Source organism: Pseudoxanthomonas sp. LjRoot127 (genome assembly GCF_964253495.1).
Lineage (GTDB): Bacteria > Pseudomonadota > Gammaproteobacteria > Xanthomonadales > Xanthomonadaceae > Pseudoxanthomonas_A.
In genome coordinates this window covers 3,043,515-3,069,750 of record NZ_CAXUQR020000001.1, presented here as the reverse complement: position 1 = coordinate 3,069,750, position 26,236 = coordinate 3,043,515, and the positions used below count along the sequence as shown (strand labels likewise).

Sequence of the window (26,236 nt, the reverse complement as noted above, 5' to 3'; positions counted from 1 at the left end):
TTCTTTTCCCGTCGTCCCGACGACGGGCTGCCCCCATCTACAGGAGCTTCACCATGATCACCCACGAACAACTGGTCGAGATGTTCGACAACATGGCCAGGGAGACGCCCTGGGACCTGCGCAAGCCGCTGGTGTGGGGTTACTTCTTCACCCACCATGCGCGGCCTGCGCTGGAGGCGGTGGTGCCGGTGCTGCAAGGACAGGGTTACCGTGTCATTGCGCTCTACTTGGAAGACAAGGACAGCCGCAAGGATCCGGACCTGTGGTGGCTGCACGTCGAGAAGACCGAAGTCCACACGCCCGACAGCCTCCACGAGCGCAACCAGGCGCTCTACCGGTTCGCCAGCGAGCATGGCCTGGATGCGTATGACGGCATGGACGTGGGCGCGATCGACTGACATCGCGGTGTTGTGGCCGATGTCGCAGCATCGCCGAGCGCCACCCTTCAACCCCGTTTCCGTATCCCATGCGTTCGACTCCCCGTCCCACTCACGGAGTCACGCCATGTCGCACCGTCTGACCCTCACCCTGCTGGCCGTCGCCCTGTTGGCCGCGTGCCAGTCCAGCCCCACCGCGCACTCCACGTCCGACGCCGAGGCGGCCGCGGCCGCAGCTTCGGATAAGGCGCGTTTCGCCCGCCAGGCAGCGGAGGCGGCTTCGAACGAACAGGCCACGCTGGACAGCGTGGTGGTCACCGGGGAGCGCCTGCGCCGTGAACAGGCCAAGACCGCCATCGCCGGCGTGCAGGCCTATGCGCCTGCATCGCCGCCTCCCCCGCCAGCCCCGCCGATGGCGGTGCAGTACGCGCACGCTGCCGCCGTCCTGGCGCCGCAGGCCGACGCGGCCAACACCGAGAATTACGCGGAACGCAACGACAATCCGGTGCGCCGCACCGTGGACGAACCCGTGTCCACCTTCTCGGTGGACGTGGACACCGGCAGCTACAGCAATGTGCGCCGCATGCTGCGCGAGGGCCAACGACCCCCGGCCGATGCGGTGCGCGCGGAGGAATTCATCAACTACTTCCGCTATGGCCACGCCGCGCCGACCGACCGCAGCCGCCCGTTCAACGTGACCACCGAACTCGCGCCCGCGCCTTGGAACGCGCAGCGGCAGTTGCTCATGGTCGGCATCAAGGGCTACGACGTGCCGAAGGCGACCTTGCCGCCGGCCAACCTCGTGTTCCTGCTGGACACGTCCGGTTCCATGGAGTCGCCCGACAAGTTGCCGCTGCTGAAGCAGTCCTTCGCCCAACTGGTCCCGCAACTGCGTGCGCAGGACCGTGTCAGCATCGTGGTTTACGCGGGATCGGCGGGCCTGGTGCTGCCACCGACCCCCGGCAACCGGCACGATGAGATCCTCGGCGCGCTGGACCGCCTCCAGGCCGGCGGCAGCACCAACGGAGGCGACGGCATCCGCCTGGCCTATGCGATGGCGAAGCAGGCCTTCGTGAGGGACGGCGTGAACCGCGTGATCCTCGCCACCGACGGCGATTTCAACGTAGGCACGGTCAGCCAGGATGCGCTGGAGACGATGGTCGCCGACCAGCGCGCGTCCGGCATCGCGTTGACGACGCTCGGCTTCGGTACCGGCAACTACAACGACGCGCTCGCCGAGAAGCTGGCCGATGTCGGCGACGGCAATCACGCCTACATCGACACGTTGCAGGAGGGACGCAAGGTGCTGGTGGACGAAATGCAGTCCACGCTGCTGACCATCGCCCGCGACGTGAAGATCCAGGTGGAGTTCAACCCCGCCGTCGTATCCGAGTACCGGCTGATCGGCTACGAGAACCGCGTGCTGGCCAACGAGGATTTCGCCAACGACAAGGTGGATGCCGGTGACATCGGCGCAGGCCATGAAGTCACCGCGCTGTACGAGATCACCCCGGTGGGCAGCGGTGCCGAACGGCTTCCCGCATTGCGCTATGGCGGCAAGCAGGCAGGCGAACGGGCGTCCGCCACCGAGGTCGCGCACGTGCGCCTGCGCTACAAGCTGCCCGGCCAGGACAGCAGCCGCCTGATCGAAACACCGATCGCACGCAACGCGCTGACCACTCAACCGAGCGACGCCTTCCGGTTTGCCAGCGCCGTGGCGGCCTATGCCGACCTGTTGCGCGGTGGCCAGCGCATCGATGGCTGGAATTGGGGTGACGTCGCGCGCGCGGCGCGTGCAGCGAAAGGCCGCGACCCGTATGGGCTGAAGGGGGAGTTCGTCGACATGATCGACCAGGCCCACCGGCTGGTCAGGGCGGAAACCGGCAGGCCGGCCATCGCGGGCGAGTGAGCGGACAGGGAGGGCGGAACCATCCCGCCCTCCCCCGCGGGATCACGCGGGGTCGGTCACGTGCGTCTGCTCGAGGCTCGCCGCCGGCCGGCCGAGCAGGTAGCCCTGCCCGAGGTGGCAGCCCAGTTCGATCAGCGACTGGCGCTGCTCTTCGGTTTCCACGCCCTCGGCGATCGTCTCGATCCCCAGCGTGCTGGCCAGCGCCAGGATCGCACGCACCAACGCCAGGCTCTCCGGTCGCGCCTCGCTGCCCAGCCCCGACACGAAACTGCGGTCGATCTTCAGCACGGAAATGGGGAACCGGTGCAGGTAGGACAACGCCGAGAACCCGGTGCCGAAGTCATCCAGCTGCGCGAGGATGCCGTGCTGGCGCAACGTACGGAGGATGCGCAGCGTGCGTGGCGCGTCGTCGAGCAGGGCGACCTCGGTGATCTCCAGCCGCAACTGCGACGGATCGGCGCCCTGCGCTTCGAACATGGCCAGCAGGCGGTCCCCGAAGTCCGGCGAGCGGAAGTGCCGCGGCGACACGTTGACCGAGATGTAGCCTTCCACGCCGCGCGCGATCTGGCGCACCACCTGCTCGTAGAGCAACCAGTCGACCTGCTCGATCAACCCGCTGTCCTCGCCCAGACCGATGAACTCGGCCGGCAACAACAGGCCGCGTCGCTCATGCTGCCAACGCAGCAATGCCTCATGGCCGATCACGCGCCCGTCGTCCATGCGGCGGATCGGCTGGTAGAACGGCAGGAAATCGCGATGGTTGATCGCCCGGCGCAGGTCGGCTTCCAGGTCCAGGCTCTGCATCGCGGCTTCGCGCATTGCCTCGTCGAACATGGCGCAGCGGTCACGCCCCTGTTCTTTCGCGCGGTACATCGCGGCGTCGGCGTCGCGCAGCAGTTCTTCGCCATTGCGATAGCGCGGGTGCCAGACCGCGATTCCCAGGCTGGCGGAGGGGAACAGTTCGCGCCCCGCCACCCACATCGGCAGGCCGAGCACCGCCAGCAGGCGCTGGGCGAAATCGCGCACGTTCTCCACGCCCTCGGCGTACTCGACGAGCAAAGCGAATTCGTCGCCGCCCAGGCGCGCCACCATGTCCTCTTCGCGCACGCTCATGGTGATCCGGCGCGCGACTTCCACCAGCAGCTCATCGCCGGCGGCGTGGCCCATGCTGTCGTTGACAAGCTTGAAACGGTCCAGGTCAAGGAAGAGCACCGCGAACGCCTGCCCGTCGCCATGGCGGGCTCGCTCGATGGCAGCGGCGAGCCGGTCCAGCAACTGCGGTCGGTTGGGCAGGCCGGTCAGCGCGTCGTGCGTGGCCTGGTGGGTCAGCTGCTGCTCGATGCGGAGGCGCTCGCCGATCTGCGCACGCAACTGGTGGTTGGCTTCGTTGAGTTCGCGGGTACGCTCTTCGACGCGGCGCTCGAGCTCGGCATGCGCGCTGCGCAACCGCTCCTGCGTGCGCTGGCGATCGAGTCCGTTGCCGATATGGTGCGCCACGAACGTCAACAGGTTCTGGTCGTGGGACGTGAACTTGGCTTCCTGGGAGTAGCTCTGAACGACCACCGTACCCACGACGTCCTCGCCCCGGAACAGCGGCACGCCCAGCCAGCTGTACGCTGGCGGGCCATGTTGCTGCAGCTTGCCGGCGTTCGCCAGTTCGCCGATCACCTCGCGATCGGCCAGCAACGGGCGGCCCGTGGCGATGACGTACTCGGTCAGGCCGTTGGTCATGCGACGCGCCTTGCGCATCGGGTCGCGTTCGTCGATCGAGTACGGGAAGTTCAACTGGCCGCCGTCGTCCGAGACCAGCGCGATGTAGAAATTGCGCGCGTCGATCAGCTCGTCCACCACCACGTGCACGTCGGCGTAGAAGCGCTCGAGGCTTTCGGAGGTGATCGCCAGCTCGGTGATGCGGAACAGTGCGCGCTGCAGCTTCTCGGCGCGCTTGCGCTCCATGATCTCCGCCTGCAGTTCGCGGTTGGCGCGCTGCAGTTCATGCGTGCGCACCGCCACCCGGTGCTCCAGCTCGACGTGCGCGTGCTTGCGGTCCAGCGCGGTGAGGATGTGCTGCGCCACGTACCCCAGCAGCGCTCGGTCCTCGTCGGCGTAACTGGCTGGCGTATCGTAGCTCTGCACCACGATGGCGCCGCAGACGCGGTCGTCGCGCCGCATCGGCACGCCCAGCCAGTCCAGGCTGTCCGGCCCGTGCGATGGATCGCGCACCACGCCCAGCTTCTGCCGGATCACCGCAGACGGGCCGCGCAACGGCTGACCGTGGCGCAGCATCGCGAACGTCATGCTGTTGGCCATCTCCTCTTCGCCGAACTCGCGCTCGGGCTCGGCGATGTACGGGTCGCGCTGGTCGGCGAAATACAGGAACCGCACCGTGCGGCGCTGGTCGTCGTAGAGCACGATGTAGCAGTTCTCCGCATACATCAGCGAGTTCACCACCGCATGGATGCGCCGGAGCATCTCCGGCATCTCCAGGTCGGCACCGGCCAGGTCGGCGATCTCGTACAGCGCCTGCTGCAGGCGCTTGGATTTCTCGAGCGACACCACGCGGGCCTGTGCGCGCAACGCGTCCAGCGAGGTCACCAGCAGCGTGCGCGCCAGCAGCACCCAGGACGCCTCGTCGGCCGCCGCCAGCGGCTGCGGCAACGAGAAGGCCAGGGCGACGCGCGCATTGCCGTCGGCGTTGTCCCAGGCGTGCACGCGCAGGTCCGCGTCGTCGCCGTCGCCCGTGGCGTCCACCAGCGCGTGTTCCGCCCGCCGCTTCAACGCAGCCGAGGCGCCAGGCGTCGCGCCGTTGCCGTTCCCCAGCGCCCAGTCGCGCCAGCAGACCGCCAGCTCGGCGCCGGCCGGCAACAGCCCACGCAGGATCAGCGCGATGCGTTCCGCCGGCGAAGCGTCCGCGCTTGCCGTGTTGTCGGCGCTGATCGATGGCGTGAGCATGCCTTGGTCCCGATCGAGTCGGTGCGTAGTGTCTGGAAGTCCCCCGTGCCGAGCATACCGCCTGCCGCCCCCTGAACGGAAACGGGCAACACAACCCCGTGCAGCGCGATGGGCCGTTCGTTTTCCGCATGCGCGCCGTCCCTGCCCCCGCTGCCATGGCCACCCCGCGCCCGGCACCATCCGGGCACGCAGGGATGAACGCGGCGACCGTCGCGCGTCGCGCCGACTTCACGCGCGTACGTGGACCGCTTACGCTGGCGGCAGTGAACGACCTCGCAGAACCCGCCGACGAGACCCTGATGCTGGCCTACGCCGCTGGCGAAGCGTCGGCGTTCGAACAGCTGTACGCGCGGCACCGTGGCCCGCTGTATCGTTTCCTGCTGCGGCATCTTCGCGATGCCGCGCTGGCCGACGAGTTCTTCCAGGACACCTGGCAGCGCGTGATCAGCGCGCGCGAGGGCTGGAAACCGGACGCTCCGTTCGGGACCTGGCTGTACCGGATCGCGCACAATCGCCTGAACGACCATTGGCGGGCATCGAAGCACCGCCCTGCCGCGCCCCACGATGCGGACGAACGGACGGCGCGCTTACCCGATCCCGATACGCCGGAGCGCCAGCTGTCCGAATTCGAGCAACGGCGGCGGTTGCAGCTGGCCATGGATGAATTGCCGCCGGAGCAGCGCGAAGTGCTGCTGCTGCGCCTGGAACAGGAACTGACCCTGGAGGAGATCGGCGAGATCACCGGCGTAGGCCGGGAAACCGTGAAGTCGCGCCTGCGGTATGCGATGGACCGGCTGCGCACGAGGTTGAACGAATGAGCATGCCCCCCGAGCCCCTGACCCCGGAAGAGCGCGCCCTCGCGCAATCGCTGTCGCGCGTGGGACCGCAAGGTGGCCCCTCGGCCGACCTGGACGCACGCATCCTGGGGGCCGCGCGCGCCGCCGTGCAGCCTGCACGCACCCGCGGCGACCGCGTACCGACGGCACGCCGGCGCTGGCCGCTGGGCATTGGCGTGGCGGCGTCGGTCCTGCTTGCCGCCGGCATCGCGTGGCAGCTCCGTCCCACGCACGAGGTTCCGGTCGCCAGCGAGATGCCTTCCACCCCCGACTATCCGAGCGGCGGCGCATCCGCGGATCAGGAGGTTGCGGCAGCGGACGCGGGAGCTAACCCGGCTGCCGATGCCGCAGCGGCGGAACCTGCCCGGGTCGCCGAAGGACTCCTGCCCCCGCCGCCGGCGAAGGTACTCACCCCGCCTGCCGGACGCCCGGCCAGCGGGCCCGCACGCCAGAATGCGGAAGCGGCCGCGCGCCAGGAGGCCGCGCCCAAGCGTACCCCGCGTGCGCTGCTTCCCACCCCCATGCCTCCCAGCCCACCCGCGCCAGCCGCGCCCCCCCAGGCGTTTCCGGCCGAAACAGCGGATGCTTATGCGCGCACGTCCGCCGCCGACAGCAACGAGGCGATCGCCGAGACCGTGGCGCGTGAGCAGGAGCGCGAGCAGCGCATCGCCGTGAAGCAACAGCAGGAGCTTCGTGCCCGAGACAACGAGGAACGGCGCGAGGCCACCACCAAGGTTGACGATGGCGCCACCCTCGACACCATCTCGGTCACCGGCAGTCGGGTGAAACGGCGCGAGAACCAAACGAAGACCCGCGACATGGGCACCGTCCAGGCGCCGGTCGCTGCCGCCCCCCCGCCCCCGCCCCCCCCGGCCGCGAGCGCCGGCAGCGTCCAGCCCAGTGCGGCGCGCAACGCCCTGCGCCGCACCGACCTCCAGGTGCCGGTCGACGCGGATACGCGGCTGCCGCCGGAGGAGTGGCTGGACCGCATCCGCCTGCGCCGCGATCTGGGCGACGACGCGAATGCGCTGCGCAGCCTGCAATTGTTCGTGCAGGAGCATCCGTTCCAGCGCGTGCCGGACGACCTTCGCCCCCTGCTCGGCAATCCGTGAGCGACACTCTCGCCGCACGCGCCTCGCACTGGCTCGAGGTGAAGCACAGCCGTTTTCTCGCACAGGGTGCGCCGGTCCCGTCGGCCGAGGCCGCCCTCGCCTTCCTGCGCGACGTCGCCGACCCGGCCGCCACCCATAATTGCTGGGCCTACCGCATCGGCCAGGATTACCGTTCCAGCGACGACGGCGAGCCGGCCGGCACGGCGGGCCGGCCGATCCTCGCCGCGATCGATGGCCAGGGCTTCGATCGCGTGATGGTGGTCGTGACGCGCTGGTACGGCGGCATCAACCTGGGCGCAGGCGGCCTGGTGCGCGCCTATGGCGGGGCGGCGGCCGAGTGCCTGCGGCTTGCGCCGCGCGAGCCTTTGGTCGCACTGGCGACATTGGCGCTGGCCTGCCCGTTCGACGATCTCGGGCACGTGCACGCGGCCCTGATCGCCCATCAGGCGACGAAGCAGGACGAAAGTTTCGACGAGACAGGCGCCCGCCTGAGGGTGCAGTTGCCCGCGGATCGTGTGGAAGCCTTGAAAACCCAGCTGCGCGACGCCACCCGTAACCGGGTGCGCGTGGTGGAGCCCGCCTGAACCCGGCGGTGCGCATCAGGTGTTTGTGGAAGGGGCTTCCGGTACGGCGGAGGCGGGGCGGCCTGGCTGGGGCTGAAGCCTCTCCCACAACCGCTTTGAAGACGGATCCCCGATGAGCACACCGAGCGAGACCCCCGACAGCGCCTCTGCCGGACCGAAAGCGAAGCTGGGCACGCTGCGCGCGCTGTGGCCGTTCGTGCGCCGGCATGCCGGGCTGTTCACTGCCTGGCTGCTGGCTCTGGCTCTGGCGTCGGCGGCGACGCTGAGCCTGCCGGTCGCATTCCGCCAGATGATCGACAACGGATTCACCGATGGCGCGAACATCAATCGGGCCTTCCTCTTCCTGTTCGTAGTAGCGGTGGTGCTGGCCCTGGCGAGCGCGGCGCGTTTCTATTTCGTGTCGCTGCTGGGCGAAAAAGTGGTCGCGGACTTGCGCGGGCAGCTGTATGGCCACCTGATCGGCCTCGATGCCGAGTTCCATGACCGCACGCGCAGCGGCGAGCTGGTGTCCCGCCTTTCCGCGGACAGCGAACTGCTGCGCACGGTCGTTGCCACCAGCATGTCGGTCGCGTTGCGCAGCAGCGTCACCGTGATTGGCAGCCTGGCGATGCTCTTCTTCACCAGCCCTCGGCTGGCCGCATTCGCGCTGATCGGCATTCCGCTGGCGGTGCTGCCCATCGTGCTGGGCGCACGCCGACTGGAGAAGGCCTCCCGCGCCAGCCAGGACCGTGTCGCAGACGCCAATACGCTGGCCAGCGAAACGCTCGGTGCGGTCCGCACGGTGCAGGCGCACGCCCGCGAGCCGTACGAGCGCGGCCGCTTCGGCGACGCCATCGCGACCGCGGTCGACACGGCGCGCCGCCGTATCCGCGCGCAGGCGTGGGTGACTGCTGCGGCCATCACGCTGATCTTCGGCGCGATCACGCTGGTGCTGTGGTCCGGGGCGCACGATGTCATCGACGGCACGATGAGCGCAGGCACGCTGGGGCAGTTCGTGCTGTATGCCCTGATCGGCGGCGGCTCGGTGGGCGCCTTGGCCGAAGTCTGGAACGAACTGCAACGCGCCGCTGGCGGCATGGGCAGGATCGCCGAACTGCTCGATGAAACCCCGGCCATCCGCGCGCCGGCAGCGCCCCGCGCCCTGTCGGCGCCGGTCAAGGGCGAGATCCGGTTCGACCATGTCGCGTTCCACTATCCCTCGCGTCCCGACCTGCCCGCGCTCGACGATTTCGACCTGACCGTCAACCCGGGCGAAACCGTCGCACTTGTCGGTCCCTCCGGTGCCGGCAAAAGCACGGTGTTCTCGATGCTGCTGCGCTTCCACGATGCGCAGGCCGGCAGCGTACGGATCGACGGCGTCGACCTGCGCGAGCTTGACCCGGCGCAGTTGCGCGAACAGATCGCCCTGGTGCCGCAGCAGCCCACCATCTTCGCGGCCAGCGCCGCCGAGAACATCCGCTACGGCAAGCTTGACGCGACCGACGCGGAACTGCAGGCCGCCGCCGAAGCCGCCGAAGCCGACGACTTCATCCGCGAACTGCCAGGCGGCTTCGAGAGCCAGCTCGGCGAACGTGGCGCACGCCTGTCCGGCGGCCAGCAGCAGCGGATCGCCATCGCGCGTGCGCTGTTGAAGGATGCTCCCATCCTGCTGCTGGACGAAGCGACGAGCGCGCTGGACGCGCAGAGCGAGCGCGCCGTGCAGCACGCCCTGGAAAGGCTGATGGACGGGCGCACCACGCTGGTCATCGCCCATCGCCTGGCGACAGTGCTGAAGGCCGACCGGATCGTGGTGATGGACCGTGGCCGCATCGTGGCGCAGGGCACGCACGAAGCCCTGCTGGCGGAGGATGGCCTGTACGCGGAGCTGGCGCGGCTGCAGTTCCTCGACTGAGCCGGTGCGCGGGCATGGCCCGCGCCTGCCGAGGCGGTGTTGTCGCCGTGCCGGAGCGGGCGATGCCCGCGATGCCCTTCGAAAGAAGATTCCTGCTTACGCTGCCGCGTCGGCCTGAACGAGCGGCACGAACTTCGGCGGCCGGCTGGGGAACGCATGCCGCACGATGCGCCAGCACACCTGGCCGAACTGCGTCAGCAGCGTGCCGGTGTTGTAGTGCTGGCCGTATCGCGCGCAGATGGCGCGCACTTCCTTGGCCATCTCCGCATACCGGTTGGCCGGGATGTCGGGAAAGAAATGGTGCTCGATCTGGTGGCTCAGGTTGCCCGACAGCACGTTCATCAGGAAGCCGCCGCGCAGGTTGGACGACCCCCGCAGCTGGCGCAGGTACCAGTGGCCGCGCGACTCGTTCTTGATGCATTCCTTCGGGAACGTCTCCGCATTGGCGGTGAAATGCCCGCAGAAGATGATCACGTACGTCCACACGTTGCGCAGGCCGTTGGCGACCATGTTCCCCAGCAGCACCGGCAGGAAGAACGGACCGGCCAGCGCGGGGTAGATCACGTAATCCTTCGCCAACTGCTTGCCCATCTTGCGCACGACCGGCGCCGATTTGCGGCGCAGCTGCGTGTTGGTCATCTTGCCGCTCCACCAGCGGCCCAGCTTCAGGTCCTGGATGGCGATGCCCCACTGGAACAGCAGCGCGAACACGACCGCGATCGCCGGCTGCATCAGGTAGAACGGGCGCCATTTCTGCTCGGGGAAGATGCGCAGCAGGCCGTAGCCGATGTCGTCGTCCAGCCCGCGCACGTTGGTATAGGTGTGGTGGCGGAAGTTGTGGGTGTGCCGCCAGTTGTCGGCCGTACCGACGATGTCCCAATCGTAGGTCTTGCCGTCGAGCTGCGGGTCGCCGAGCCAGTCGTACTGGCCATGGATGACGTTGTGGCCCAGCTCCATGTTTTCCAGGATCTTGCCCAGGCCCAGCGACAGCGCGCCCACTGCCCACAGCACCCAGAACAGCCAGCCCACCGCGCTGTCGGCCAGCCACAGACCACCCGCCACCGCCGCTGCGAACAACAGCACGCGGCCGCCCAGGTTGGCGAAACGCACCGCCTTGACGACGTTGCGGATGTAGCGCGCATCGCGTGCGCCGAGCGTGGCGACGGTCTGCGCACGCAGGGCGTCGAGCTCCTCGCCGAACCGATCCAGTTCGTCGGCGCTGAGCTTGCGGTTGCGGGGAAAGGAGGACGTGGCCATCAGAGATCCAGCTCGAGGTCGGTGGCGGCGCTGTGGATGCACAGCTTCAATGCCTGGGTGGGTTCATGGATCAGCGCGCCGCTGGGCAGGTGGCGCGTGCTGCCGGCGGACTTGCCGCAGGCGCAGGTGTTGCAGATGCCCATGCGGCAGCCCGACGGCGGCTTCAGGCCCTGTTGCTCCAGGGCGACCAGCAGGGATTCGCCGCGCGGCACGCGCAGTGTGCGACCGCTGCGTTGCAGGCGGATGTCGACCTCGCCTTCGTCCACCACCGTCACCGGCGCCGCCGTGAAGGCTTCGGCCTGGAAGCTGGCCACGCGGGAGGCCAGCAGGTGGCGAGCGGCGTCGACGAACCCGCCGGGGCCGCAGGCCATGACCTGCTGCGTGGACAGGTCGCCGGCCTGCGCGGTGAGCAGCGCGTCGTCGATGCGGCCTTCCGCTTCGTCGCCGGCCGCTGCGGCATCCCGCGTCAGCAGCAGGCGGAAGCGGAACGCCGGATGCGCCGACGCCAGTGCACGCAGCTCGTCGAGGAAGCAGGCTTCCTCACGTCGGCGCACCCAGTACAGCAGGGTCAGGTCGACCGGCATGCCCTGCCCGGCCAGCTCGCGCACAAGCGCCATCAGCGGCGTGATACCACTGCCCGCCGCCAGCAACAGGAACGACCCGCGGGGCGAGGCTGGCAGCATCATCTCGCCGAAGGCCGGTCCCAGATCGACGATGTCGCCGATGCGGGCGTCGCGGCTCAGGTACTGGCTGACACGGCCGCCTTCGATGGCCTTCACGGTGATCGGCAACAGGCCGTCCGCGCGCGGCGGTGAGGTCAGGCTGTAGCTGCGGGTCACGCGGATGCCGTCGATTTCGATACCCAGGTTCACGTGTTGCCCGGCGCGGTGGCCGGCCCAGTGACGGTTGGGCTTGAACAGCAGCGTCACGGCATCGGCCGATGCGACCTCGCGCGTCACCAGCCGGGCCAGCGGGCGCTCCCAGGTCCAGGTGCGGTGGAAGCGGCTGGCCCAGAAATCGAAGATATCCGGCTTCACCAACGGGCGGAGCAGGCGTTTCAGGGGACCGGGCCGGCGGGGGGTCGGACGGATCTGAGCATTCATGGCCTCACTATACCGCTGTGAAGACGCATGTGTATACACTTGTATATTAATTTACGGGGCTATGATGCCCCTACCCTTCCGTATGCCCGGCGCCATCGCGTGATCCCGAACCCGCAACCGCAGCTCCAGGACGACCACGGCCCCGGCCGCAAGGCGTCCATCTCGCGCGAGGACCTGATGGCGGCCGCCCTGAAACTGGTCGGCCCGCACCGCAGCGTCTCCACCCTGAGCCTGCGCGAGGTGGCCCGCGAGGCCGGCATCGCGCCCAACAGTTTCTACCGCCAGTTCCGCGACATGGACGAACTGGCGGTGGCGCTGATCGACCTGGCCGGCCGTTCGCTGCGCAAGATCATCGGCGAGGCGCGCCACCGGGCCACCAGCAGCGACCGCAGCGTGGTGCGCGGCTCGGTGGAGGCGTTCATGGAGCAGCTGCGCGCTGACGACAAGCTGCTCCATGTGCTGCTGCGGGAGGGCAACGTCGGTTCCGATGCGTTCAAGCATGCGGTGGAGCGCGAACTGCAGTTCTTCGAGGAAGAACTGTGCTTGGACCTGGTGCGGCTCGCCGCGCGCGACAACGCCCCGCTGCACGAACCCGCGCTGGTCTCCAAGGCGATCACCCGCCTGGTGTTCGCGATGGGCGCCACCGCGATGGACCTGCCCCCCGAGAAGGATCCGGAGCTGATCGAGCAGCTCTCGGAAATGGTCCGCCTGATCATCACAGGATCGCGCGCCCTCGCTGCGCGCGGCGGCGCCCGCTGATCCGCCACCACCTCAGGGCAGGATGCGGATCGGCGTGCCGACCGGCACCCGCTGCCAGATGGCGTCCATCTCTTCATTGGTCACGGCAATGCAGCCTTCCGTCCAGTCCACCCGCGAACCGGGTGGCGTCGCGCCGTGGATCATGATGTCGCCGCCGGGATCGACGCCGCGGGCCTCTGCCTGCTGTCGGTCGGCGTGGTCCGGATAGGAGATGCGCAGCGACAGGTGGAAGCGGCTGCGCTCGTTGCGGTAGGTGATGCGGTAATCGCCTTCGGGCGTCCGCTGGTCCCCTTGCTGCCGCTTGTGCCCGACCGGCGCGCCGCCCAGCACGATCCGATAGCGGGCGATGACGATGCCGGCGCGCAGCAGGTCGAGGCGCCGCTGCGCCTTGTAGACACGGATGGCGTCTGCCCGCTGCGCGGCGGGCACCAGGGCGGGCGGAGATGTCCCGGTTTCATGCGCCTGCGCTGTCATCCCGAACGACGACAGCAGGATGAGCAGCCAGCGACTCATGCCGGCAATGCCCGTGCGAGGAGTGCGGCCGCATCGACGTCGGCGGGCAGCGTGCCGAATACCGCGCCATGCTCGCCGCCGAGGCGGCTGCGGACGAACAGCGGTGCCGCCGGGCTGCCGGTCCGCAGCAGCACGGCGGCCTGCAGCGCGAGCGCCAGCCGCTCGACGAGCATCCGTGCGCCGGCCTCCTGCATGGACGCCAGACCGGTGCGCAGTCGCTCGACGAAGACGTCGTAGGCCGGGTCGATGCCGCCGGCGGACGCCAGTTCGCGGGTGACCGCATCGGACACGCCGGCATCACGTGCCAAGGCACGCAACACGTCCAGGCACTGGATGTTGCCGCTACCCTCCCAGATCGAGTTGAGCGGCGCCTGTCGATATAGCCGCGGCAGGATCGACTCCTCCACGTACCCTGCACCGCCCAGGCACTCCTGCGCCTCGTTGACGACGCCGGGCGCGCGTTTGCAGACCCAGTACTTGCCCACTGCGGTAGCGAGGCGCGCAAAGGCCGCTTCGTGCGCGTCGTGCGCAGCGGCATCCACCGCACGTGCGACGCGCAGCGAGAATGCCGTGGCAGCCTCGGATTCCAGCGCGAGGTCGGCCAACACGTTGCTCATCACGGCATGGTCGGCGAGCGGCCTGCCGAATGCGATGCGATGACGCGCATGGTGCAGGGCCTGCGCCAGCGCCATGCGCATTTCCGCGGCCGACCCCACCATGCAATCCAGGCGCGTCAGCATCACCATCTCGATGATCGTGGCGACCCCTCGCCCCTCCTCGCCCACGCGCCACGCTCGCGCACCCGTGAATTCCACCTCGCTGGACGCGTTGGCCCAGTCGCCCAGCTTGTCCTTCAGGCGCGTCAGCCTGAAGGCGTTCTTGCTGCCATCGTCGCGGCGGCGAGGCATCAGGAAACAGGTCAAGCCCCCCGGCGCCTGCGCAAGTACCAGGAAACCGTCGGACATCGGAGCCGAGAAGAACCACTTGTGGCCGACCAGCGCATACGTGTCGTCCCCCTGCAGGGTGGCGACGGTGGCGTTCGTGCGCACGTCCGAGCCGCCCTGCTTCTCCGTCATCCCCATGCCGAGGGTGATGCCGGCCTTGTCGACGATCGGTACATCGCGCGGGTCGTAATGGGGTGCGGCGGCCTTCGTTGCCCATTCGCGAAGGCGGCTTTCGCGCGCCAGCACGGGCACGGCGGCGTGGGTCATCGTCAGGGGACAGCTGGTGCCCGCCTCCGCCTGATGGTGCAGATAGCTGAGTGCAGCGCGCGCGACATGCGCGCCGGGGGCCGGCGCGTGCCACGACAGCCCGGCGACACCGTGCGTCTTAGCAACATCCATCAACCGGTGATAGGCGGGATGGAACTCGACCAGGTCGATGCGACGGCCCGAACGGTCATGCGTGCGCAGGCGCGGCCGGTCGCGGTTCGCGTCGAACCCGAGCCGATACAGCTCGTCGCCCGCGAGTGCGCCGTAGCCGGCAAGCCGCGCAGCGAACGCCCCGCCTCCTTCGCCTACCACGGCCTCACGCAGCACCACGTCGTCCTTCCACAGGTCGCGCGGCTCGAACGGCGGCGGCTGGTTTTCTACACGATGCGTTTCGAAGAGGGACTCGTCCATCACCGGCTCCTGCTGACGCGTCCGATTCTCGCGCAAATCACCGCGTGGCGCGGCCGGCAGGCGGGCCGCCGCCGTCTTGCCTAGACCGATGGCGCCACGTCGCCGAGTGCACGCAGGAAATCCGCCTTCAGCTTCAACGTGCCGAAGAATCCGTGCTGCGTGCCGCTCAACACCCGCAGCATGTGTCCCCGCCCGCCAGGCAGTCGACCGGCCGGCAGGAAGGCGACGTCACGCGCGTGCGCCACCCAGTCGCGGTCGGACTGGAAGATCGGGGTCAGCCAGCGGCTCCAGAACTGATAAACCCCGACATGCGCCTGCCGCTGCCGCTGGTAGGCGTGCAATGCGGCGGGAACACCGGTGTGCGTGCGCAGCGCGTCGCGCAACGCCATCGCATCCATCAAGGCCATGTTGACGCCCTGCCCGAGCTGCGGACTCATCCCGTGGGCCGCATCGCCCACGACGACGAGCCGGTCGCGGTGCCACCGGCCCAGGGTGATGTCGCGATAGCTGGCGCGCGCCAACTGGTCGGGATCGAGGGTGTCGGCGAGGCGCGCGTCCGCCTCGGGCCACAGCTGAGCGATCTCGTCGCGCCAGGCGGTCAGTCCACGCGTGCGCCAGTCATCGAAATCGGCGATGGGCAGGCTCCAGAAGAAGCTCATCCGCGGCGTGTCGTCACCGGGCCGCGTGCCTACCGGCAGCAGGCCGATCATCTTGCGTGCCGCCACGTAACGCTGCCGAAGCTCATCGCCCCAGGCCCAGTCGCCTTGCGGCACCAGCCGCCACAGTGCGCCCCAGGGGTAGACTGCTTCGCGCTTCACCGCACCGGTGGCGCCGCGCAGCTTCGACGCCGATCCGTCCGCCGCGATCACCAGATCGAACGGACCATGCCAGCGGCCGTGCTGGTCGCGGATGCGGCGGGTATCGTCACCGACCGCTTCGATGGCGTGGCCCCGATGCACCTCACCGTGCGCCGCCCAGGCCTCCGACAGCAGCGAGAACAACGCGCCACGTTGCATGCCCAGGCCGAACAGCCGGGCATCCAGACCGGCGTAGCGCATGTCCATCACCGCGCGACCGCAGGGCGTCTCACCGTACAGGCGGTTCACGCGTCGGCCGTGCGCCATCACGTCCTGCAGCAACCCCAGTTCCCACAGCACCTGCAGTCCGGTGGGCTGCAGCAGGAAACCGGCGCCGACCGGCCCCAGTTCCGGTGCGCGCTCGAACACCTCCACCCGGTGTCCGTCACGCGACAGCAGCACGGCTGCGGCCTGGCCCGCGGTGCCGTAGCCGATGATCGCGATGTGCTGGGCATCCATGGCGCGAAGCGTCCCTTGGTCGTGCGGCGAACCGGTGCAGCGGAAACGACAGGCGTTAAAAAACCCCGCCGGAGCGGGGTTCAAGAAAATCGTCTTGGATCAGGCTGCCGGCGTGATGTTGGATGCCTGTGCGCCCTTCGGGCCCTGGGTCAGCTCGTAACTGACGCGCTGGCCTTCCTGCAGGCTGCGGAAGCCCTTGCTGTTGATGGCGGTGTGGTGCGCAAAGACATCGGCGCTGCCATCTTCTGGCGCGATGAATCCGAAGCCCTTGGCATCGTTGAACCATTTCACGGTACCGTACGGCATAGCGCTTGTATTTCCTTTTCTGGATGCGGGTGGAATGTGTGGCATGACGTCACACCCGCCGAGTATGCAAAGCCCGGCGCGCGTTGACAATCACCCTCGCGCCAACGCGGCCACCAGGGCGGGGATGCCGGCAGAGGCGGCGGCGACGTTCGCCAGCACCTCCTCCATCGTGATCTCTTCATCGGTGCCGCAGCCGGCGGCCCAGTTCGCGACGATCGCGAGGCAGGCGTATTCCAGGCCCATTTCCCGTGCCAGGCCTGCTTCCGGCATGCCCGTCATGCCGACCAGGTCGCATCCGTCGCGACGCATCCGACGGATCTCCGCACGCGTCTCCAGGCGCGGCCCCTGGGTAGCGCCGTAGCAACCGCCATCGACCAGGGCGACACCCGCCTCATGCGCGGCCGCCAGGATCTGCTGACGAAGTAAATGCGTGTATGGATCACCGAAGTCCACATGCAGCACGTCCGTCCCGGGCTCCTCGCAAACGGTCGAGACACGACCCCAGGTGTAGTCGATCAGCTGGTCCGGGCATGCCAGCACGCGCGGACCACAGGCATCGGTGATGCCGCCCACGGTGTTCAACGCCAGCACGCGCGTCGCGCCGAGGTCCTTCAGCGCCTGCAGGTTCGCGCGGTAGTTGATCTTGTGCGGCGGCACCGAATGACCCTCGCCATGGCGCGCGAGGAAGGCCACACGCTGGCCGTCCAGCAGCCCGACACGGACCGGACCGGACGGCGCGCCGAAGCGCGTGTCGAGGTCATGGGCCTGCACGTCCTGCAGGTCCGCCAGCTTGTAGACGCCGGTACCGCCGATGACGGCGAGCGCGATGTCGCCCATGGCTCAGTCCTTCAACGCGTAGATGCCCGGCAGGTTGCGGCCCTGCTCGTGGTAGTCCATGCCGAACCCGAACACATACCGGTCCGCCACCTCCAGCCCCACGTAGTCCGCGCAGATGCCCGCCACGCAGCGGTCATGCTGCTTGGTTGTCAGCGCGGCGATGCGTACGTCGGTGGCGCCCTGCTCCAGGCACCACTGCTTCACGGCAAGCAGCGTGTGGCCCTCGTCGAGGATGTCGTCCACCAGCAGCACGCGGCGGCCATACAGCGCCGTCGCCGGGCGGTGCTTCCACACCAGTTCGCCACCGGTGGTCTCGCCGCGGTAGCGGGTGGCATGCAGGTAATCGAATTCCAGGTCCAGCCCCAACGCACCCAGTTCCAGCGACAGCTGGCCGGCGAACGGCAGCGCACCATGCATGATGGTCAGGTAGACCGGCACTTCGCCGGCGTAGTCGCGCGCGATCGGCGCGGCCATCTGCGCGATGGCGCGGTCGATCGTCGCGCGGTCGACCAACAGGTCGGCGTTGGCCAGCGCGTCGACCAGCTTCGGCCGCGGATTGCCCAGCGTTTCCATCAAGCCACTCCCTTCAGACTGTCGATGACGCGCGATTGCGTCTGGCCGTAGCGGTCATCCGCGATCAGCCCGTCCCATCCCAGCGCACCGCGCCCCAGCACGCCGAGGACGGCGGCGGTGTTCAGCGCGCGGCCTTCCACCGCCTTCAGCGATTCGTCGACCAGCTTCGGCGAGCAGACCAGCACCACGTCGCAGCCGGCATCGAGGTGGTCGTGGATGCGCTGCTTCACGCCACCGGCGGAGAACGCCGCGGCCATGCCGATGTCGTCGGAGAACACCACGCCCCGGAAACCCATCTCTTCGCGCAGCACCTGCTGGATCCAGAACGGCGAATAGCCGGCCGGTTCCGGGGCGACGGCGGGATACTTCACGTGCCCCATCATCACCGCATCGGCCTTGGCCTCGATGCCGGCGACGAAGGGCACGAGGTCCTCGGCCCGCAGCACGTCCAGCGGGCGCGGATCGACGGCATCGTCGAAGTGAGTATCTTCCAGCACCGTGCCGTGGCCCGGGAAATGCTTCAGCGTGGCGGCCATGCCGGCGCTGTGCATGCCGCGCACGTAGGCGCGAGTGAACTCGGCGACGACCTGCGGATCGGCATCGAACGCCCGGTTGCCGATGGCGCGATTGCCGCGCGCCAGGTCCACGACCGGCGCAAAGCTCAGGTCGACGCCGCTGGCGATGATCTCGCTGGCCATCAGCCAGGCGTGTTCCTCCGCCCGCTGCAGGGCGAGCGACGGATCCTGCGCGTAGAGCTTGCCGAAGCCTTCCAGCGCGGGCAGGTCGCTGTAACCCTCGCGGAAGCGCTGCACGCGGCCGCCTTCCTGGTCCACGCAGACCAGTTGCGGACGCGGCGCGGCGGCGCGGATGGCCTGCGACAGTTCCGCCACCTGTGCGCGCGAGGCGAAGTTGCGGGTGAACAGGATGACGCCGGCGACGGCGTCGTGCTGCAGCCAGTCGCGCTCCTGCGCGGTGAGTTCGGTGCCGGCGATGCCGATGACGAGCATTGCGGTGGAAGCCTCATGGGCGGCGCCCGGGGGCGCGGGGCCTGCATTGTCGCAGATGCCCGTGCAGCCGTCAGACCGCGCCGTTCACACGGCGGCCGCGTCGCCTCAGAGCGATGCCAGCGCGCCGCGCACGTGGCGTGCGTGCGCGGACAGTGCTTCACGGGTCACCGTGTCCATCCGCGCCCACTGGCGATAGGGCAACGCCATGCGCGGGTTGCGTTCCAGCGAGGCGCGGTTGCGCTCCAGGAAATCCCAGTACAGCGCATTGAACGGACAGGCACGTGCGCCGGTACGCTGGCTGCGGTCGTACGGGCAACCCCGGCAATAGTCGCTCATGCGATCCAGGTACGCGCTGCCGCTGACGTACGGCTTGCTGGCCAGCAGGCCGCCATCGCCGAACTGGCTCATGCCCAGCGTATTGGGCAGCTCCACCCATTCGAAGGCATCGATGTAGACGCCCAGGTACCAGCGGTGCAACGCCTGCGGGTCCAGCCCTGCCAGCAGCGAGAAATTGCCGATCACCATCAATCGCTGGATATGGTGCGCATGCGCCTGCGACAGCGACTGGCCCACGGCCTCGGCCAGGCATCGCATGCGCACGCGCCCGGTCCAGAACCAGTTCGGCAGTGGCGTGTCGTGGCCGAAGTGGTTCATTGCCGCATAGTCCGGCATCTTGGCCCAGTAGACGCCGCGCACGTACTCGCGCCATCCCAGTATCTGGCGGATGAAGCCCTCGACGGACGCCAGCGGTGCGTGCCCCTCGCGCCAGGCCTCTTCCGCACGCGCGATCACCTCGGCCGGTCGCAGCATCTTGGTATTCAGCGCAAAGGACAGCAGCGAATGGAACAGCCGCGGCGCCCGCGTGCTCATGGCATCCTGGTACTGGCCGAACCACGGCAGCGCGTGGACGACGAATGCCTCCAGGTCGGCCAGCGCCTCGTCGCGATCGAGGGGCCACCTCAACGCACGGGCCTGCGGCTCGCCGAAGCTGGCGATGCCGGCCGCCTCGATGGTCGCCCACAGCCCGCGATGGTCGTGCGGCCGGCGCCAGTCCGCGGGTTCGGCAGGCGTGCCCGGCCAGGCCGCGCGGTTGTCGTGGTCGAAATTCCAGCGTCCTCCGGCGGGCGTGCCGTCGGGCTCCAGCAGCACGTGATGCTGTCGCCGCATGGCGCGATAGAAGGTCTCCATGCGCCACTGCCGTCGCGCTCCGAACTGCCGGGCGGCCTGGTCGCGGGCGGCCAGGAAGTGGACATCGGGTGCGCGTTCGACGGCCAGATCGAGCGACGCCGTCCACGCCAGGAGCTGGGCATCGAGACGCCACTCGTCCGCAGGCTGATAGGCGAAGGTGCTGGCACCATGGCGCGCGAGCAGCGCATCCAGGTTGCGGGTCAGGTGCTGGTGATTGCCGGGATCGTCGATCGCCACGTAGTGCACGCGGTGGCCAGCGGCGCGCAGGCGCGCGGCGAATGCGCGCATGGCGGCGAAGATCGCAAGGATCTTCTGCGCGTGATGCAGCACGTAGTCAGTTTCCTGCCGGATCTCCATCAGCACATGGACCACGCCCGGATCGAGGCGGGAAAACCAGAAGTGCTGCGGATCCAACTGGTCGCCGAGCACCAGCCTCAGCGTATGGGCCGGCGACGTGTCCTGCCCGGGCGGCATCATGCACGCGCCTTGCGCTGTCGCCGGCAGCGCTCAGAACAGTGGGCGACTTCGTCCCAGATTTCGCGCCACTTGCGCCGCCAGGTGAAGGGACGACCGCACGTGCGGCAGGGCTTGCTGGGCAGGTCGGATTTGCGGCGCATGGTCGGGACGGTGGCGTGTCACCGCTCGTACGTGGGCGCGCCACCGATGGATGCGGCAACGGCGGACTCACTCGCGCGGCCAGCGCCCATACGGGTGGCTGGCCAGCGCGAGGTTGTAATAGCGCGGATCGTCGGTGACCTCGGCGCCCAGCCAGCCGGGCCGCTCGAACGCCTCGTCGGCGTGGCCCAGCTCGATCTCCGCCACCACCAGGCCGGCGTTGTCGCCGAGGAATTCATCCACTTCCCAGAGATGTCCGGCATGCCGCACCAGGTGTCGATGCTTCTCGATCCGTCCGCCCACGCACAATGCGAGCAGCGCACGGGCATCTTCCACCGGAATGGCGTAATCGAACTCCTGCCGGGTTGGACCGAGTTCGCGCGACTTGAGGTTGAGGTAGGCTCCACCGCCCTGGATGCGCACCCGCACCGACGCCTTCTGTTCGCCGCGTTCGATCGCGCCGCTGTCGTTGAGATAGCCCTGCGCCATCGGCACGACGTCATGCGCGGCCTCGCGCCAGGCATCGCTCGCGACCAGGAACTTGCGCTCGATCTCGATGCCCATCAGCGCCGCTCGAACAAGGCGATCGACTCGACGTGCGCCGTGTGGGGGAACATGTCCATGGCACCCGCCGACACCAGCGCATAACCCTGCTCGTTGACCAGGTAGCCGGCATCGCGCGCCAGCGAGCCCGGATGGCAGCTGACGTACACGATACGGTCGAACTGCTTCAGCGGCAGCTGCTGCAGCACCTCGATGGCGCCGGAACGCGGCGGGTCCAGCAGCAGCTTGTCGAAACCCTGCCGCATCCAGGCCGTGCCGCGCTGGTCCTGGGTCAGGTCGGCGGCATGGAACTGCGCATTCGCCAGGCCATTGCGCTGTGCATTCTCGCGCGCACGCGCCACCAGCCCGGCATCGCCTTCGACGCCGACCGCTTCGCCCACCCGGCGCGCCATCGGTAGCGTGAAGTTGCCGAGGCCGCAGAACAGGTCCAGCACGCGGTCCTGCGGCTGCGGATCGAGCAGGTCGAACGTGCGCGCGATCATCTTCTCGTTGAGCGCCGCGTTGACCTGGATGAAGTCCAGCGGACGGAATGCCAGCGACACGTCCCACGGCGCCAGCGCGAACGCCAGCTGCGGCGCCTCGGGCCACAGCGCATGCACGCTCTCCAGCCCGCCAGGCTGCAGGAAAATAGCGAAGCGGTGCGCGCGTGCGAAGGCGACGAGTTTCTCGCGGTCACCGTCGCTCAAGGGCTGCAGGTGGCGGAACACGAGGGCGACGCCACTGGCGCCTTCGCTGGCATCGCCGGCGATGAACTCGATCTGCGGGATGTGTTCGCGCGCGTCCAGGCTTTCGACCAGCGTGGCGAGATCGGCGACCTTGCCCCCGATCTCGGGAATGACGGTGTGGCATTCGCGCAGGTCGGCGACAAAGCGGGGATCCTGTTCGCGAAAACCGACCAGCGTCTTGTCCTTCTTGTTGACCCGGCGTACCGAGAACCGCCCCTTGCGCCGGTAACCCCAGCTGGCGCCGGTCAGGGGCGGCAGCACGGTCTTCGGTGCCACGTGCCCGATGCGTTCCAGGTTCTCCAGCAGCACGCGCTGCTTGGCTTCGATCTGGCGCGCTTCATCCAGGTGCTGCAATACGCAGCCGCCGCACGTGCCGAAGTGCGGGCAGCGCGGCGTCACGCGGTCGGGCGAGGCGTCGAGCACCTGGAGCGCCTTCGCCTCGTCGAAATGGCGGTTCTTGGCGGTCTGCTCGGCCATCACGCGCTCGCCGGGCAGGGCGCCCGACACGAAGACGGCCTTCCCCTCGCGACGGGCGACACCGCGGCCGTCGTGGGTCAGGTCGGTGATGAGAGCTTCGAAAGGGGTCTTGTCGATGCGGGGGGAGCGGGGTCGTGCCACGTGGCGTCAGGCTGCGTGTGTTTGGCGGGGCCGCATTGTCGCATGGCCACCGGCAGCGTCCGCCGACGCTAAGATGGGCCAGTCCCGCAGGAAGCCCGACCATGCCCGCCCTCCCCGGCACGATGCCGTCGATACTGCTGGTGGAAGACGATCCCGTCAGCGCCCTCTTCCTGTCGGCGGCACTCGAAGCGCTGCCCGCCCACGTGCGCGTCGCCGGCAGCTGCGCGGAGGCGCTGGCCTTCGAAGACGCGTTCCATGTCTGGCTCATCGATGCCAACCTGCCGGACGGTACCGGCACGGTATTGCTGCAGCACCTGCGCATGCGCGACGCGTCCGCGGTCGCGCTGTCGCATACGGCCGATACGACGCCCGCCATGCGCGACCGGTTGCTTCAGGCAGGCTTCGCCGATGTCCTGACGAAGCCGTTGGCCGCGCAGGCGCTGCGGGACGCCGTTCGCGCTGCGCTGGATCCGCGAGGAGGCGCTGCATCGCCGGACTGGGACGATACCGCGGCGCTCGGCGCGCTCGGTGGCAGCCATGCCCATGTGGCCCTGCTGAGGCAGCTGTTCCTGTCCGAACTGCCCGCCACCCGGTCGTCCTGCCTGGATGCCTTCGGACGTGGCGACCGCGCCGCGTTGTGCGCGCACTTGCACAGGCTGCAGGCCAGTTGCGGCTTCGCCGGCGCCACGGCGCTGTCGGGCGTCGCATCGCGCTGGCATGCGGCCCCCGGCGACGAAGGCCTGCGCGACGCGTTCGTCGCCGCCACCGATCGCCTGTTGGCGACCGGGTCCTGACGGCGTCAGTCGCTCGTGCGCTCGGCGCGCTTCAGCCGCCCCAGATCGCCGATCATCTCCCACGACTTCAGCCCGCGCGGCCCCAGGTGGTGCGCCAGTACCGATCGCATCGGCAGCCGCAGGCTGGCCAGGTCGTCGGGGGGCGGCGCGACATCATCGGCCAGCGCCAGCAACGCCCGACCGGTGGCCGTCTGGCTTCGCTCGTGGTGCCCGCGATCGCTGTGCAGGCGGCGCGGGCCATGCTCCGGATCAAGCCGGTAGCGTGCGGCGGGGTCGACCGGTTCGCCATCGCCATCGCAATCCAGGGCGAAGCCGAAGCCCAGCGCTTCGATCAGGTCGCGCTCGAAGCGCCGCAGCGACCACGCCAGCCCGTCGCGCTGGCGCAACTGCTCGCGCGTGCGGGCGTAGGCGTCGAACAGGTCGGGCAAGGGATCATGGCGAGGCGCGAGGCGCAGCACCACTTCATTGAGGTAGAACGCGGCCAGCATCGCGTCTCCGGCAGGCTGCGGGGCGGCATCGAGCGCTTCCGCACTGACCAGCCGGGCCAGTTCGCCACGCTGATCGCCCTCCAGACGGATCAATTGCAGGGGCTGCAGTGCCGCGCGCACCACGTGCTTCTTCGGGCCCTGTACTCCACGAGCGATCAGGCCCAGGCGCCCGTGGTCGCGACCGAAGACCTCGACCAGCAGGCTGGTTTCGCGCCAGGGACGCGCGTGCAGGACGAAGGCGGTGTCGCTCAGGCGCATGGAGCCGGGTGTCGCCGGAGGTTCACTCGTACCCGAAGGCCTTCAGCGCGGTCTCGTCGTCGGACCAGCCTTCGCGCACGCGTACCCAGGTTTCCAGGAAAACCTTGCGGCCGAACAGGTGCTCCATCTGCTGGCGCGCCTTGCTGCCGATGTCCTTCAGGCGCGCCCCACCCTTGCCGATCACGATGGCCTTCTGGCTTTCGCGTTCCACCCAGATCACCGCGCCGATGCGCGCCAGGTCGCCCTTCGGCGACGCCTCGGTGGTGAAATTCTCGATCTCGACGGTGGTGGCATACGGCAGCTCGGCGCCGAGCTGGCGCATCAGCTGCTCGCGTACGAGTTCGGCGGCGAGGAAGCGTTCGCTGCGGTCGGTGATCTCGTCCTCGCCGAACATCGGCGGCTGCTCCGGCAGCAGTGCCAGCACGTCCTTCACCAAGGCGTCCAGGCCATTCCGCTTCAACGCCGACACCGGATGCAGCGCCGCGAATTCGCGGCCCTGCCCGACCTCGGCGAGGAACGGCAGCAGCGCCGCCTTCTCCTTGATCCGGTCGACCTTGTTGACCACCAGCACCACAGGAATGCCGGCGTCGCGCAGGACGTTGTAGGCCAGCGTATCTTCCTCGTCCCAGCGGCCGGCCTCGACCACCATCAGGGCGGCATCGACCTCTTCCAGCGCACCGCGCGCGGCGCGGTTCATCACCCGGCTCATCGCCGACGCCGAGAACTTGCCCTGCTGCCTGTGCAGGCCGGGCGTATCCAGCAGCACGATCTGGCCGGCGGGACGGTCCTTGCCCGCAGCGAAGGTCGCGATGCCCAGCAGGCGGTGCCGCGTTGTCTGCGGCCGGTTGGACGTGATGCTGACCTTGGCGCCCACCAGCGCATTCGTCAGGGTGGACTTGCCCACGTTGGGGCGACCGATGACGGCGACGCTGCCGCTGCGGTAAGAGGAGGATTTACTCACCTGACGTACTCATTTCGAAATGTCGAGCTTATCGAGCAGCGCCGCCGCGGCGACCTGTTCTGCATTGCGGCGCGAGGTACCCTCGCCGTCCGCGGCAAGCGGCGGGTCGAGCGTGGTACAGCGCGCGAGGAAGAGTTTGGCGTGATCGTCGCCGCTTTCGGACACCAGTTCGTACACCGGCAGCGGACGCTGGCGGCCCTGCAACCATTCCTGCAGCCGGGTCTTGGCATCCTTTTCCGGGCGACCGACAGGGAGTGCGGCCAGCGACGCCTCGAACCACGGCAGCACCACGGTGCGGCAGGTTTCGAAGCTGCTGTCCAGGTAAATGGCCGCGACGACGGCTTCCAGCGCATCGGCCAGGATCGAATCCCGGCGATGGCCACCCGACTTCATTTCGCCGGGCCCCATCGTCAGGCGCTCGCCCAGCTGGAGCTCGCGCGCGATGGCCGCCAGCGCGGCTTCGCGCACAAGTTCGGCGCGTGCGCGCGTCAGCGCGCCCTCGTCCGCCTTGGGCCAACGCTGGAAAAGCGTTTCGGCGACGAGGAAATTGACGATGCTGTCGCCCAGGAATTCCAGGCGTTCGTTGTGCGGCGCCCCCGCACTTCGATGCGTCAGGGCCTGCGCAAGCAGGCCCTGATCGGTGAAGGCATGACCGATGCGATCAACCGCCAAACCCTTAGTCCGCGCCGCGATTGGTCATGGCCTGCTCGGTGTTGAAGTTACCGACCACGTCCAGATTGCCTACCAGCGGCCGACGCACCTCGTAGCTGACCTTCATGTTCCAGCCCCCCTCCATACGCTCGATCTTCACATGGGAGGGTTTGACGTTGTCAGAGTAGTTGATGTCCAGACGCCTGAAGAACAACTCCTGGATACGGGCAGGATCCATGTCGGCAACCCCCGGCTCATTTGAAAGTCCCTTCAGTGAGGACTTGACGGCGTAATATTCCTGGTACATCGGAAACAGGCGCATGGCGATATAGGCGGCGAAACCGACCACAGCCAGTACGATCACAAAGCTCAACAACGTCATACCATTCTGATTGCGCTTCATCGTCATTCCCCCGTCGA

26 protein-coding genes are annotated in these 26,236 nt (G+C 68.6%); 8 read left to right on the top strand and 18 right to left on the bottom strand.

Annotated elements, in window-relative coordinates:
- Positions 1 to 53: 53 nt before the first annotated feature.
- Both ACSQ19_RS14445 and ACSQ19_RS14440 read left to right on the top strand, forming a co-directional pair.
- Entirely contained in the window at positions 54 to 398 is a 345-nt protein-coding gene (locus ACSQ19_RS14445) for a ribonuclease E inhibitor RraB (RefSeq protein WP_296280174.1), read from the top strand.
- 106 nt (positions 399 to 504) lie between these two features.
- On the top strand, positions 505 to 2,286 hold the full coding sequence (locus tag ACSQ19_RS14440) for a vWA domain-containing protein (RefSeq protein WP_296280173.1): 1,782 nt from the start codon (positions 505 to 507) through the stop codon (positions 2,284 to 2,286).
- A 42-nt stretch (positions 2,287 to 2,328) separates the two neighbouring features.
- Here the strand turns inward: ACSQ19_RS14440 and ACSQ19_RS14435 are convergent, their stop codons facing one another.
- Entirely contained in the window at positions 2,329 to 5,238 is a 2,910-nt protein-coding gene (locus tag ACSQ19_RS14435; protein WP_435997892.1) for a bifunctional diguanylate cyclase/phosphodiesterase, read from the bottom strand.
- 263 nt (positions 5,239 to 5,501) lie between these two features.
- On the opposite strand from ACSQ19_RS14435, the gene ACSQ19_RS14430 reads away from it, so the two are divergent.
- From ACSQ19_RS14430 to ACSQ19_RS14415, 4 genes are all read left to right on the top strand, one after another.
- Complete coding sequence (locus tag ACSQ19_RS14430) at positions 5,502 to 6,056, top strand: RNA polymerase sigma factor (RefSeq protein WP_435997890.1); 555 nt, start codon at positions 5,502 to 5,504, stop codon at positions 6,054 to 6,056.
- Between the two features lie 2 nt (positions 6,057 to 6,058).
- Complete coding sequence (locus ACSQ19_RS14425; RefSeq protein ID WP_296280170.1) at positions 6,059 to 7,186, top strand: hypothetical protein; 1,128 nt, start codon at positions 6,059 to 6,061, stop codon at positions 7,184 to 7,186.
- Positions 7,183 to 7,770, top strand: coding sequence for an IMPACT family protein (locus ACSQ19_RS14420; RefSeq protein WP_299341908.1), 588 nt, complete (start codon positions 7,183 to 7,185; stop codon positions 7,768 to 7,770). Before ACSQ19_RS14425 ends, ACSQ19_RS14420 begins: the two co-directional genes overlap by 4 nt.
- A gap of 112 nt (positions 7,771 to 7,882) precedes the next feature.
- A complete protein-coding gene (locus ACSQ19_RS14415; protein ID WP_435997887.1) occupies positions 7,883 to 9,661 on the top strand; it encodes an ABC transporter transmembrane domain-containing protein in 1,779 nt (592 codons plus the stop codon).
- A 96-nt stretch (positions 9,662 to 9,757) separates the two neighbouring features.
- Here the strand turns inward: ACSQ19_RS14415 and ACSQ19_RS14410 are convergent, their stop codons facing one another.
- Both ACSQ19_RS14410 and ACSQ19_RS14405 read right to left on the bottom strand, forming a co-directional pair.
- Positions 9,758 to 10,918 (bottom strand): fatty acid desaturase family protein, encoded by a 1,161-nt coding sequence (locus ACSQ19_RS14410; RefSeq protein ID WP_435997885.1) that lies wholly within the window; start codon positions 10,916 to 10,918, stop codon positions 9,758 to 9,760.
- Positions 10,918 to 12,021 carry a ferredoxin reductase gene (locus tag ACSQ19_RS14405; RefSeq protein WP_435997883.1) on the bottom strand — a complete coding sequence of 368 codons (1,104 nt, stop codon included), beginning with the start codon at positions 12,019 to 12,021 and terminating at the stop codon, positions 10,918 to 10,920. The genes ACSQ19_RS14410 and ACSQ19_RS14405 overlap by 1 nt, the downstream gene beginning before the upstream one ends.
- Positions 12,022 to 12,123: 102 nt before the next feature.
- On the opposite strand from ACSQ19_RS14405, the gene fabR reads away from it, so the two are divergent.
- A complete protein-coding gene (gene fabR, locus ACSQ19_RS14400; protein ID WP_436000990.1) occupies positions 12,124 to 12,780 on the top strand; it encodes an HTH-type transcriptional repressor FabR in 657 nt (218 codons plus the stop codon).
- A 12-nt stretch (positions 12,781 to 12,792) separates the two neighbouring features.
- Here the strand turns inward: fabR and ACSQ19_RS14395 are convergent, their stop codons facing one another.
- The 11 genes from ACSQ19_RS14395 to rlmD form a co-directional block, all read right to left on the bottom strand.
- The gene (locus ACSQ19_RS14395) at positions 12,793 to 13,293 is read right to left on the bottom strand and encodes a L,D-transpeptidase family protein (protein ID WP_435997881.1); all 501 of its coding nucleotides are present in this window, start codon (positions 13,291 to 13,293) and stop codon (positions 12,793 to 12,795) included.
- Positions 13,290 to 14,915 carry an acyl-CoA dehydrogenase family protein gene (locus ACSQ19_RS14390; RefSeq protein WP_435997879.1) on the bottom strand — a complete coding sequence of 542 codons (1,626 nt, stop codon included), beginning with the start codon at positions 14,913 to 14,915 and terminating at the stop codon, positions 13,290 to 13,292. The genes ACSQ19_RS14395 and ACSQ19_RS14390 overlap by 4 nt, the downstream gene beginning before the upstream one ends.
- Before the next feature lie 80 nt (positions 14,916 to 14,995).
- Positions 14,996 to 16,231: an FAD-dependent oxidoreductase gene (locus tag ACSQ19_RS14385; RefSeq protein WP_435997877.1), complete on the bottom strand. Its 1,236-nt coding sequence runs from the start codon at positions 16,229 to 16,231 to the stop codon at positions 14,996 to 14,998.
- A gap of 99 nt (positions 16,232 to 16,330) precedes the next feature.
- Entirely contained in the window at positions 16,331 to 16,537 is a 207-nt protein-coding gene (locus ACSQ19_RS14380) for a cold-shock protein (protein WP_055942196.1), read from the bottom strand.
- 90 nt (positions 16,538 to 16,627) lie between these two features.
- Positions 16,628 to 17,374 (bottom strand): S-methyl-5'-thioinosine phosphorylase, encoded by a 747-nt coding sequence (locus tag ACSQ19_RS14375; protein WP_296280162.1) that lies wholly within the window; start codon positions 17,372 to 17,374, stop codon positions 16,628 to 16,630.
- A 3-nt stretch (positions 17,375 to 17,377) separates the two neighbouring features.
- Positions 17,378 to 17,947 (bottom strand): hypoxanthine-guanine phosphoribosyltransferase, encoded by a 570-nt coding sequence (locus tag ACSQ19_RS14370; RefSeq protein ID WP_296280161.1) that lies wholly within the window; start codon positions 17,945 to 17,947, stop codon positions 17,378 to 17,380.
- Positions 17,947 to 18,954 (bottom strand): beta-N-acetylhexosaminidase, encoded by a 1,008-nt coding sequence (gene nagZ / locus ACSQ19_RS14365; RefSeq protein ID WP_296280160.1) that lies wholly within the window; start codon positions 18,952 to 18,954, stop codon positions 17,947 to 17,949. Before nagZ ends, ACSQ19_RS14370 begins: the two co-directional genes overlap by 1 nt.
- Before the next feature lie 105 nt (positions 18,955 to 19,059).
- On the bottom strand, positions 19,060 to 20,619 hold the full coding sequence (locus ACSQ19_RS14360; RefSeq protein ID WP_435997873.1) for a cryptochrome/photolyase family protein: 1,560 nt from the start codon (positions 20,617 to 20,619) through the stop codon (positions 19,060 to 19,062).
- Positions 20,616 to 20,759: a DUF2256 domain-containing protein gene (locus ACSQ19_RS14355; protein ID WP_296280158.1), complete on the bottom strand. Its 144-nt coding sequence runs from the start codon at positions 20,757 to 20,759 to the stop codon at positions 20,616 to 20,618. The genes ACSQ19_RS14360 and ACSQ19_RS14355 overlap by 4 nt, the downstream gene beginning before the upstream one ends.
- A 67-nt stretch (positions 20,760 to 20,826) precedes the next feature.
- Positions 20,827 to 21,321, bottom strand: coding sequence for a CYTH domain-containing protein (locus ACSQ19_RS14350; RefSeq protein ID WP_435997870.1), 495 nt, complete (start codon positions 21,319 to 21,321; stop codon positions 20,827 to 20,829).
- Positions 21,321 to 22,664, bottom strand: coding sequence for a 23S rRNA (uracil(1939)-C(5))-methyltransferase RlmD (gene rlmD / locus ACSQ19_RS14345; RefSeq protein ID WP_435997868.1), 1,344 nt, complete (start codon positions 22,662 to 22,664; stop codon positions 21,321 to 21,323). The genes ACSQ19_RS14350 and rlmD overlap by 1 nt, the downstream gene beginning before the upstream one ends.
- A gap of 101 nt (positions 22,665 to 22,765) precedes the next feature.
- Here rlmD and ACSQ19_RS14340 point away from each other — a divergent pair, with 101 nt between their 5' ends.
- Positions 22,766 to 23,458: a response regulator gene (locus ACSQ19_RS14340; RefSeq protein WP_435997866.1), complete on the top strand. Its 693-nt coding sequence runs from the start codon at positions 22,766 to 22,768 to the stop codon at positions 23,456 to 23,458.
- A gap of 5 nt (positions 23,459 to 23,463) precedes the next feature.
- Here ACSQ19_RS14340 and recO read toward each other — a convergent pair whose 3' ends face one another.
- The 4 genes from recO to ACSQ19_RS14320 are packed head-to-tail and all read right to left on the bottom strand — an operon-like array spanning position 23,464 to position 26,219.
- A complete protein-coding gene (gene recO / locus ACSQ19_RS14335) occupies positions 23,464 to 24,204 on the bottom strand; it encodes a DNA repair protein RecO (RefSeq protein WP_296280154.1) in 741 nt (246 codons plus the stop codon).
- Positions 24,205 to 24,226: 22 nt separating this feature from the next.
- Positions 24,227 to 25,165: a GTPase Era gene (gene era, locus ACSQ19_RS14330; protein WP_435997864.1), complete on the bottom strand. Its 939-nt coding sequence runs from the start codon at positions 25,163 to 25,165 to the stop codon at positions 24,227 to 24,229.
- A gap of 9 nt (positions 25,166 to 25,174) precedes the next feature.
- Complete coding sequence (gene rnc, locus ACSQ19_RS14325) at positions 25,175 to 25,858, bottom strand: ribonuclease III (protein WP_436000988.1); 684 nt, start codon at positions 25,856 to 25,858, stop codon at positions 25,175 to 25,177.
- Entirely contained in the window at positions 25,842 to 26,219 is a 378-nt protein-coding gene (locus tag ACSQ19_RS14320) for a DUF4845 domain-containing protein (RefSeq protein ID WP_299341848.1), read from the bottom strand. Before ACSQ19_RS14320 ends, rnc begins: the two co-directional genes overlap by 17 nt.
- Positions 26,220 to 26,236 lie beyond the last annotated feature (17 nt).

Excerpts from the sequence above, each read along its gene's own strand:
- recO (WP_296280154.1), bottom strand. The coding sequence starts at position 24,204 with ATGCGCCTGAGCGACACCGCCTTCGTCCTGCACGCGCGTCCCTGGCGC.
- ACSQ19_RS14415 (WP_435997887.1), top strand. The coding sequence starts at position 7,883 with ATGAGCACACCGAGCGAGACCCCCGACAGCGCCTCTGCCGGACCGAAA.
- ACSQ19_RS14375 (WP_296280162.1), bottom strand. The coding sequence starts at position 17,374 with ATGGGCGACATCGCGCTCGCCGTCATCGGCGGTACCGGCGTCTACAAG.
- ACSQ19_RS14390 (WP_435997879.1), bottom strand. The coding sequence starts at position 14,915 with ATGGACGAGTCCCTCTTCGAAACGCATCGTGTAGAAAACCAGCCGCCG.
- ACSQ19_RS14445 (WP_296280174.1), top strand. The coding sequence starts at position 54 with ATGATCACCCACGAACAACTGGTCGAGATGTTCGACAACATGGCCAGG.
- ACSQ19_RS14385 (WP_435997877.1), bottom strand. The coding sequence starts at position 16,231 with ATGGATGCCCAGCACATCGCGATCATCGGCTACGGCACCGCGGGCCAG.
- ACSQ19_RS14395 (WP_435997881.1), bottom strand. The coding sequence starts at position 13,293 with ATGAGTCGCTGGCTGCTCATCCTGCTGTCGTCGTTCGGGATGACAGCG.
- ACSQ19_RS14440 (WP_296280173.1), top strand. The coding sequence starts at position 505 with ATGTCGCACCGTCTGACCCTCACCCTGCTGGCCGTCGCCCTGTTGGCC.
- ACSQ19_RS14370 (WP_296280161.1), bottom strand. The coding sequence starts at position 17,947 with ATGGAAACGCTGGGCAATCCGCGGCCGAAGCTGGTCGACGCGCTGGCC.
- nagZ (WP_296280160.1), bottom strand. The coding sequence starts at position 18,954 with ATGCTCGTCATCGGCATCGCCGGCACCGAACTCACCGCGCAGGAGCGC.
- ACSQ19_RS14435 (WP_435997892.1), bottom strand. The coding sequence starts at position 5,238 with ATGCTCACGCCATCGATCAGCGCCGACAACACGGCAAGCGCGGACGCT.
- ACSQ19_RS14405 (WP_435997883.1), bottom strand. The coding sequence starts at position 12,021 with ATGAATGCTCAGATCCGTCCGACCCCCCGCCGGCCCGGTCCCCTGAAA.
- ACSQ19_RS14380 (WP_055942196.1), bottom strand. The coding sequence starts at position 16,537 with ATGCCGTACGGTACCGTGAAATGGTTCAACGATGCCAAGGGCTTCGGA.
- ACSQ19_RS14355 (WP_296280158.1), bottom strand. The coding sequence starts at position 20,759 with ATGCGCCGCAAATCCGACCTGCCCAGCAAGCCCTGCCGCACGTGCGGT.
- ACSQ19_RS14360 (WP_435997873.1), bottom strand. The coding sequence starts at position 20,619 with ATGATGCCGCCCGGGCAGGACACGTCGCCGGCCCATACGCTGAGGCTG.
- ACSQ19_RS14320 (WP_299341848.1), bottom strand. The coding sequence starts at position 26,219 with ATGAAGCGCAATCAGAATGGTATGACGTTGTTGAGCTTTGTGATCGTA.
- ACSQ19_RS14340 (WP_435997866.1), top strand. The coding sequence starts at position 22,766 with ATGCCCGCCCTCCCCGGCACGATGCCGTCGATACTGCTGGTGGAAGAC.
- ACSQ19_RS14410 (WP_435997885.1), bottom strand. The coding sequence starts at position 10,918 with ATGGCCACGTCCTCCTTTCCCCGCAACCGCAAGCTCAGCGCCGACGAA.
- ACSQ19_RS14350 (WP_435997870.1), bottom strand. The coding sequence starts at position 21,321 with ATGGGCATCGAGATCGAGCGCAAGTTCCTGGTCGCGAGCGATGCCTGG.
- ACSQ19_RS14425 (WP_296280170.1), top strand. The coding sequence starts at position 6,059 with ATGCCCCCCGAGCCCCTGACCCCGGAAGAGCGCGCCCTCGCGCAATCG.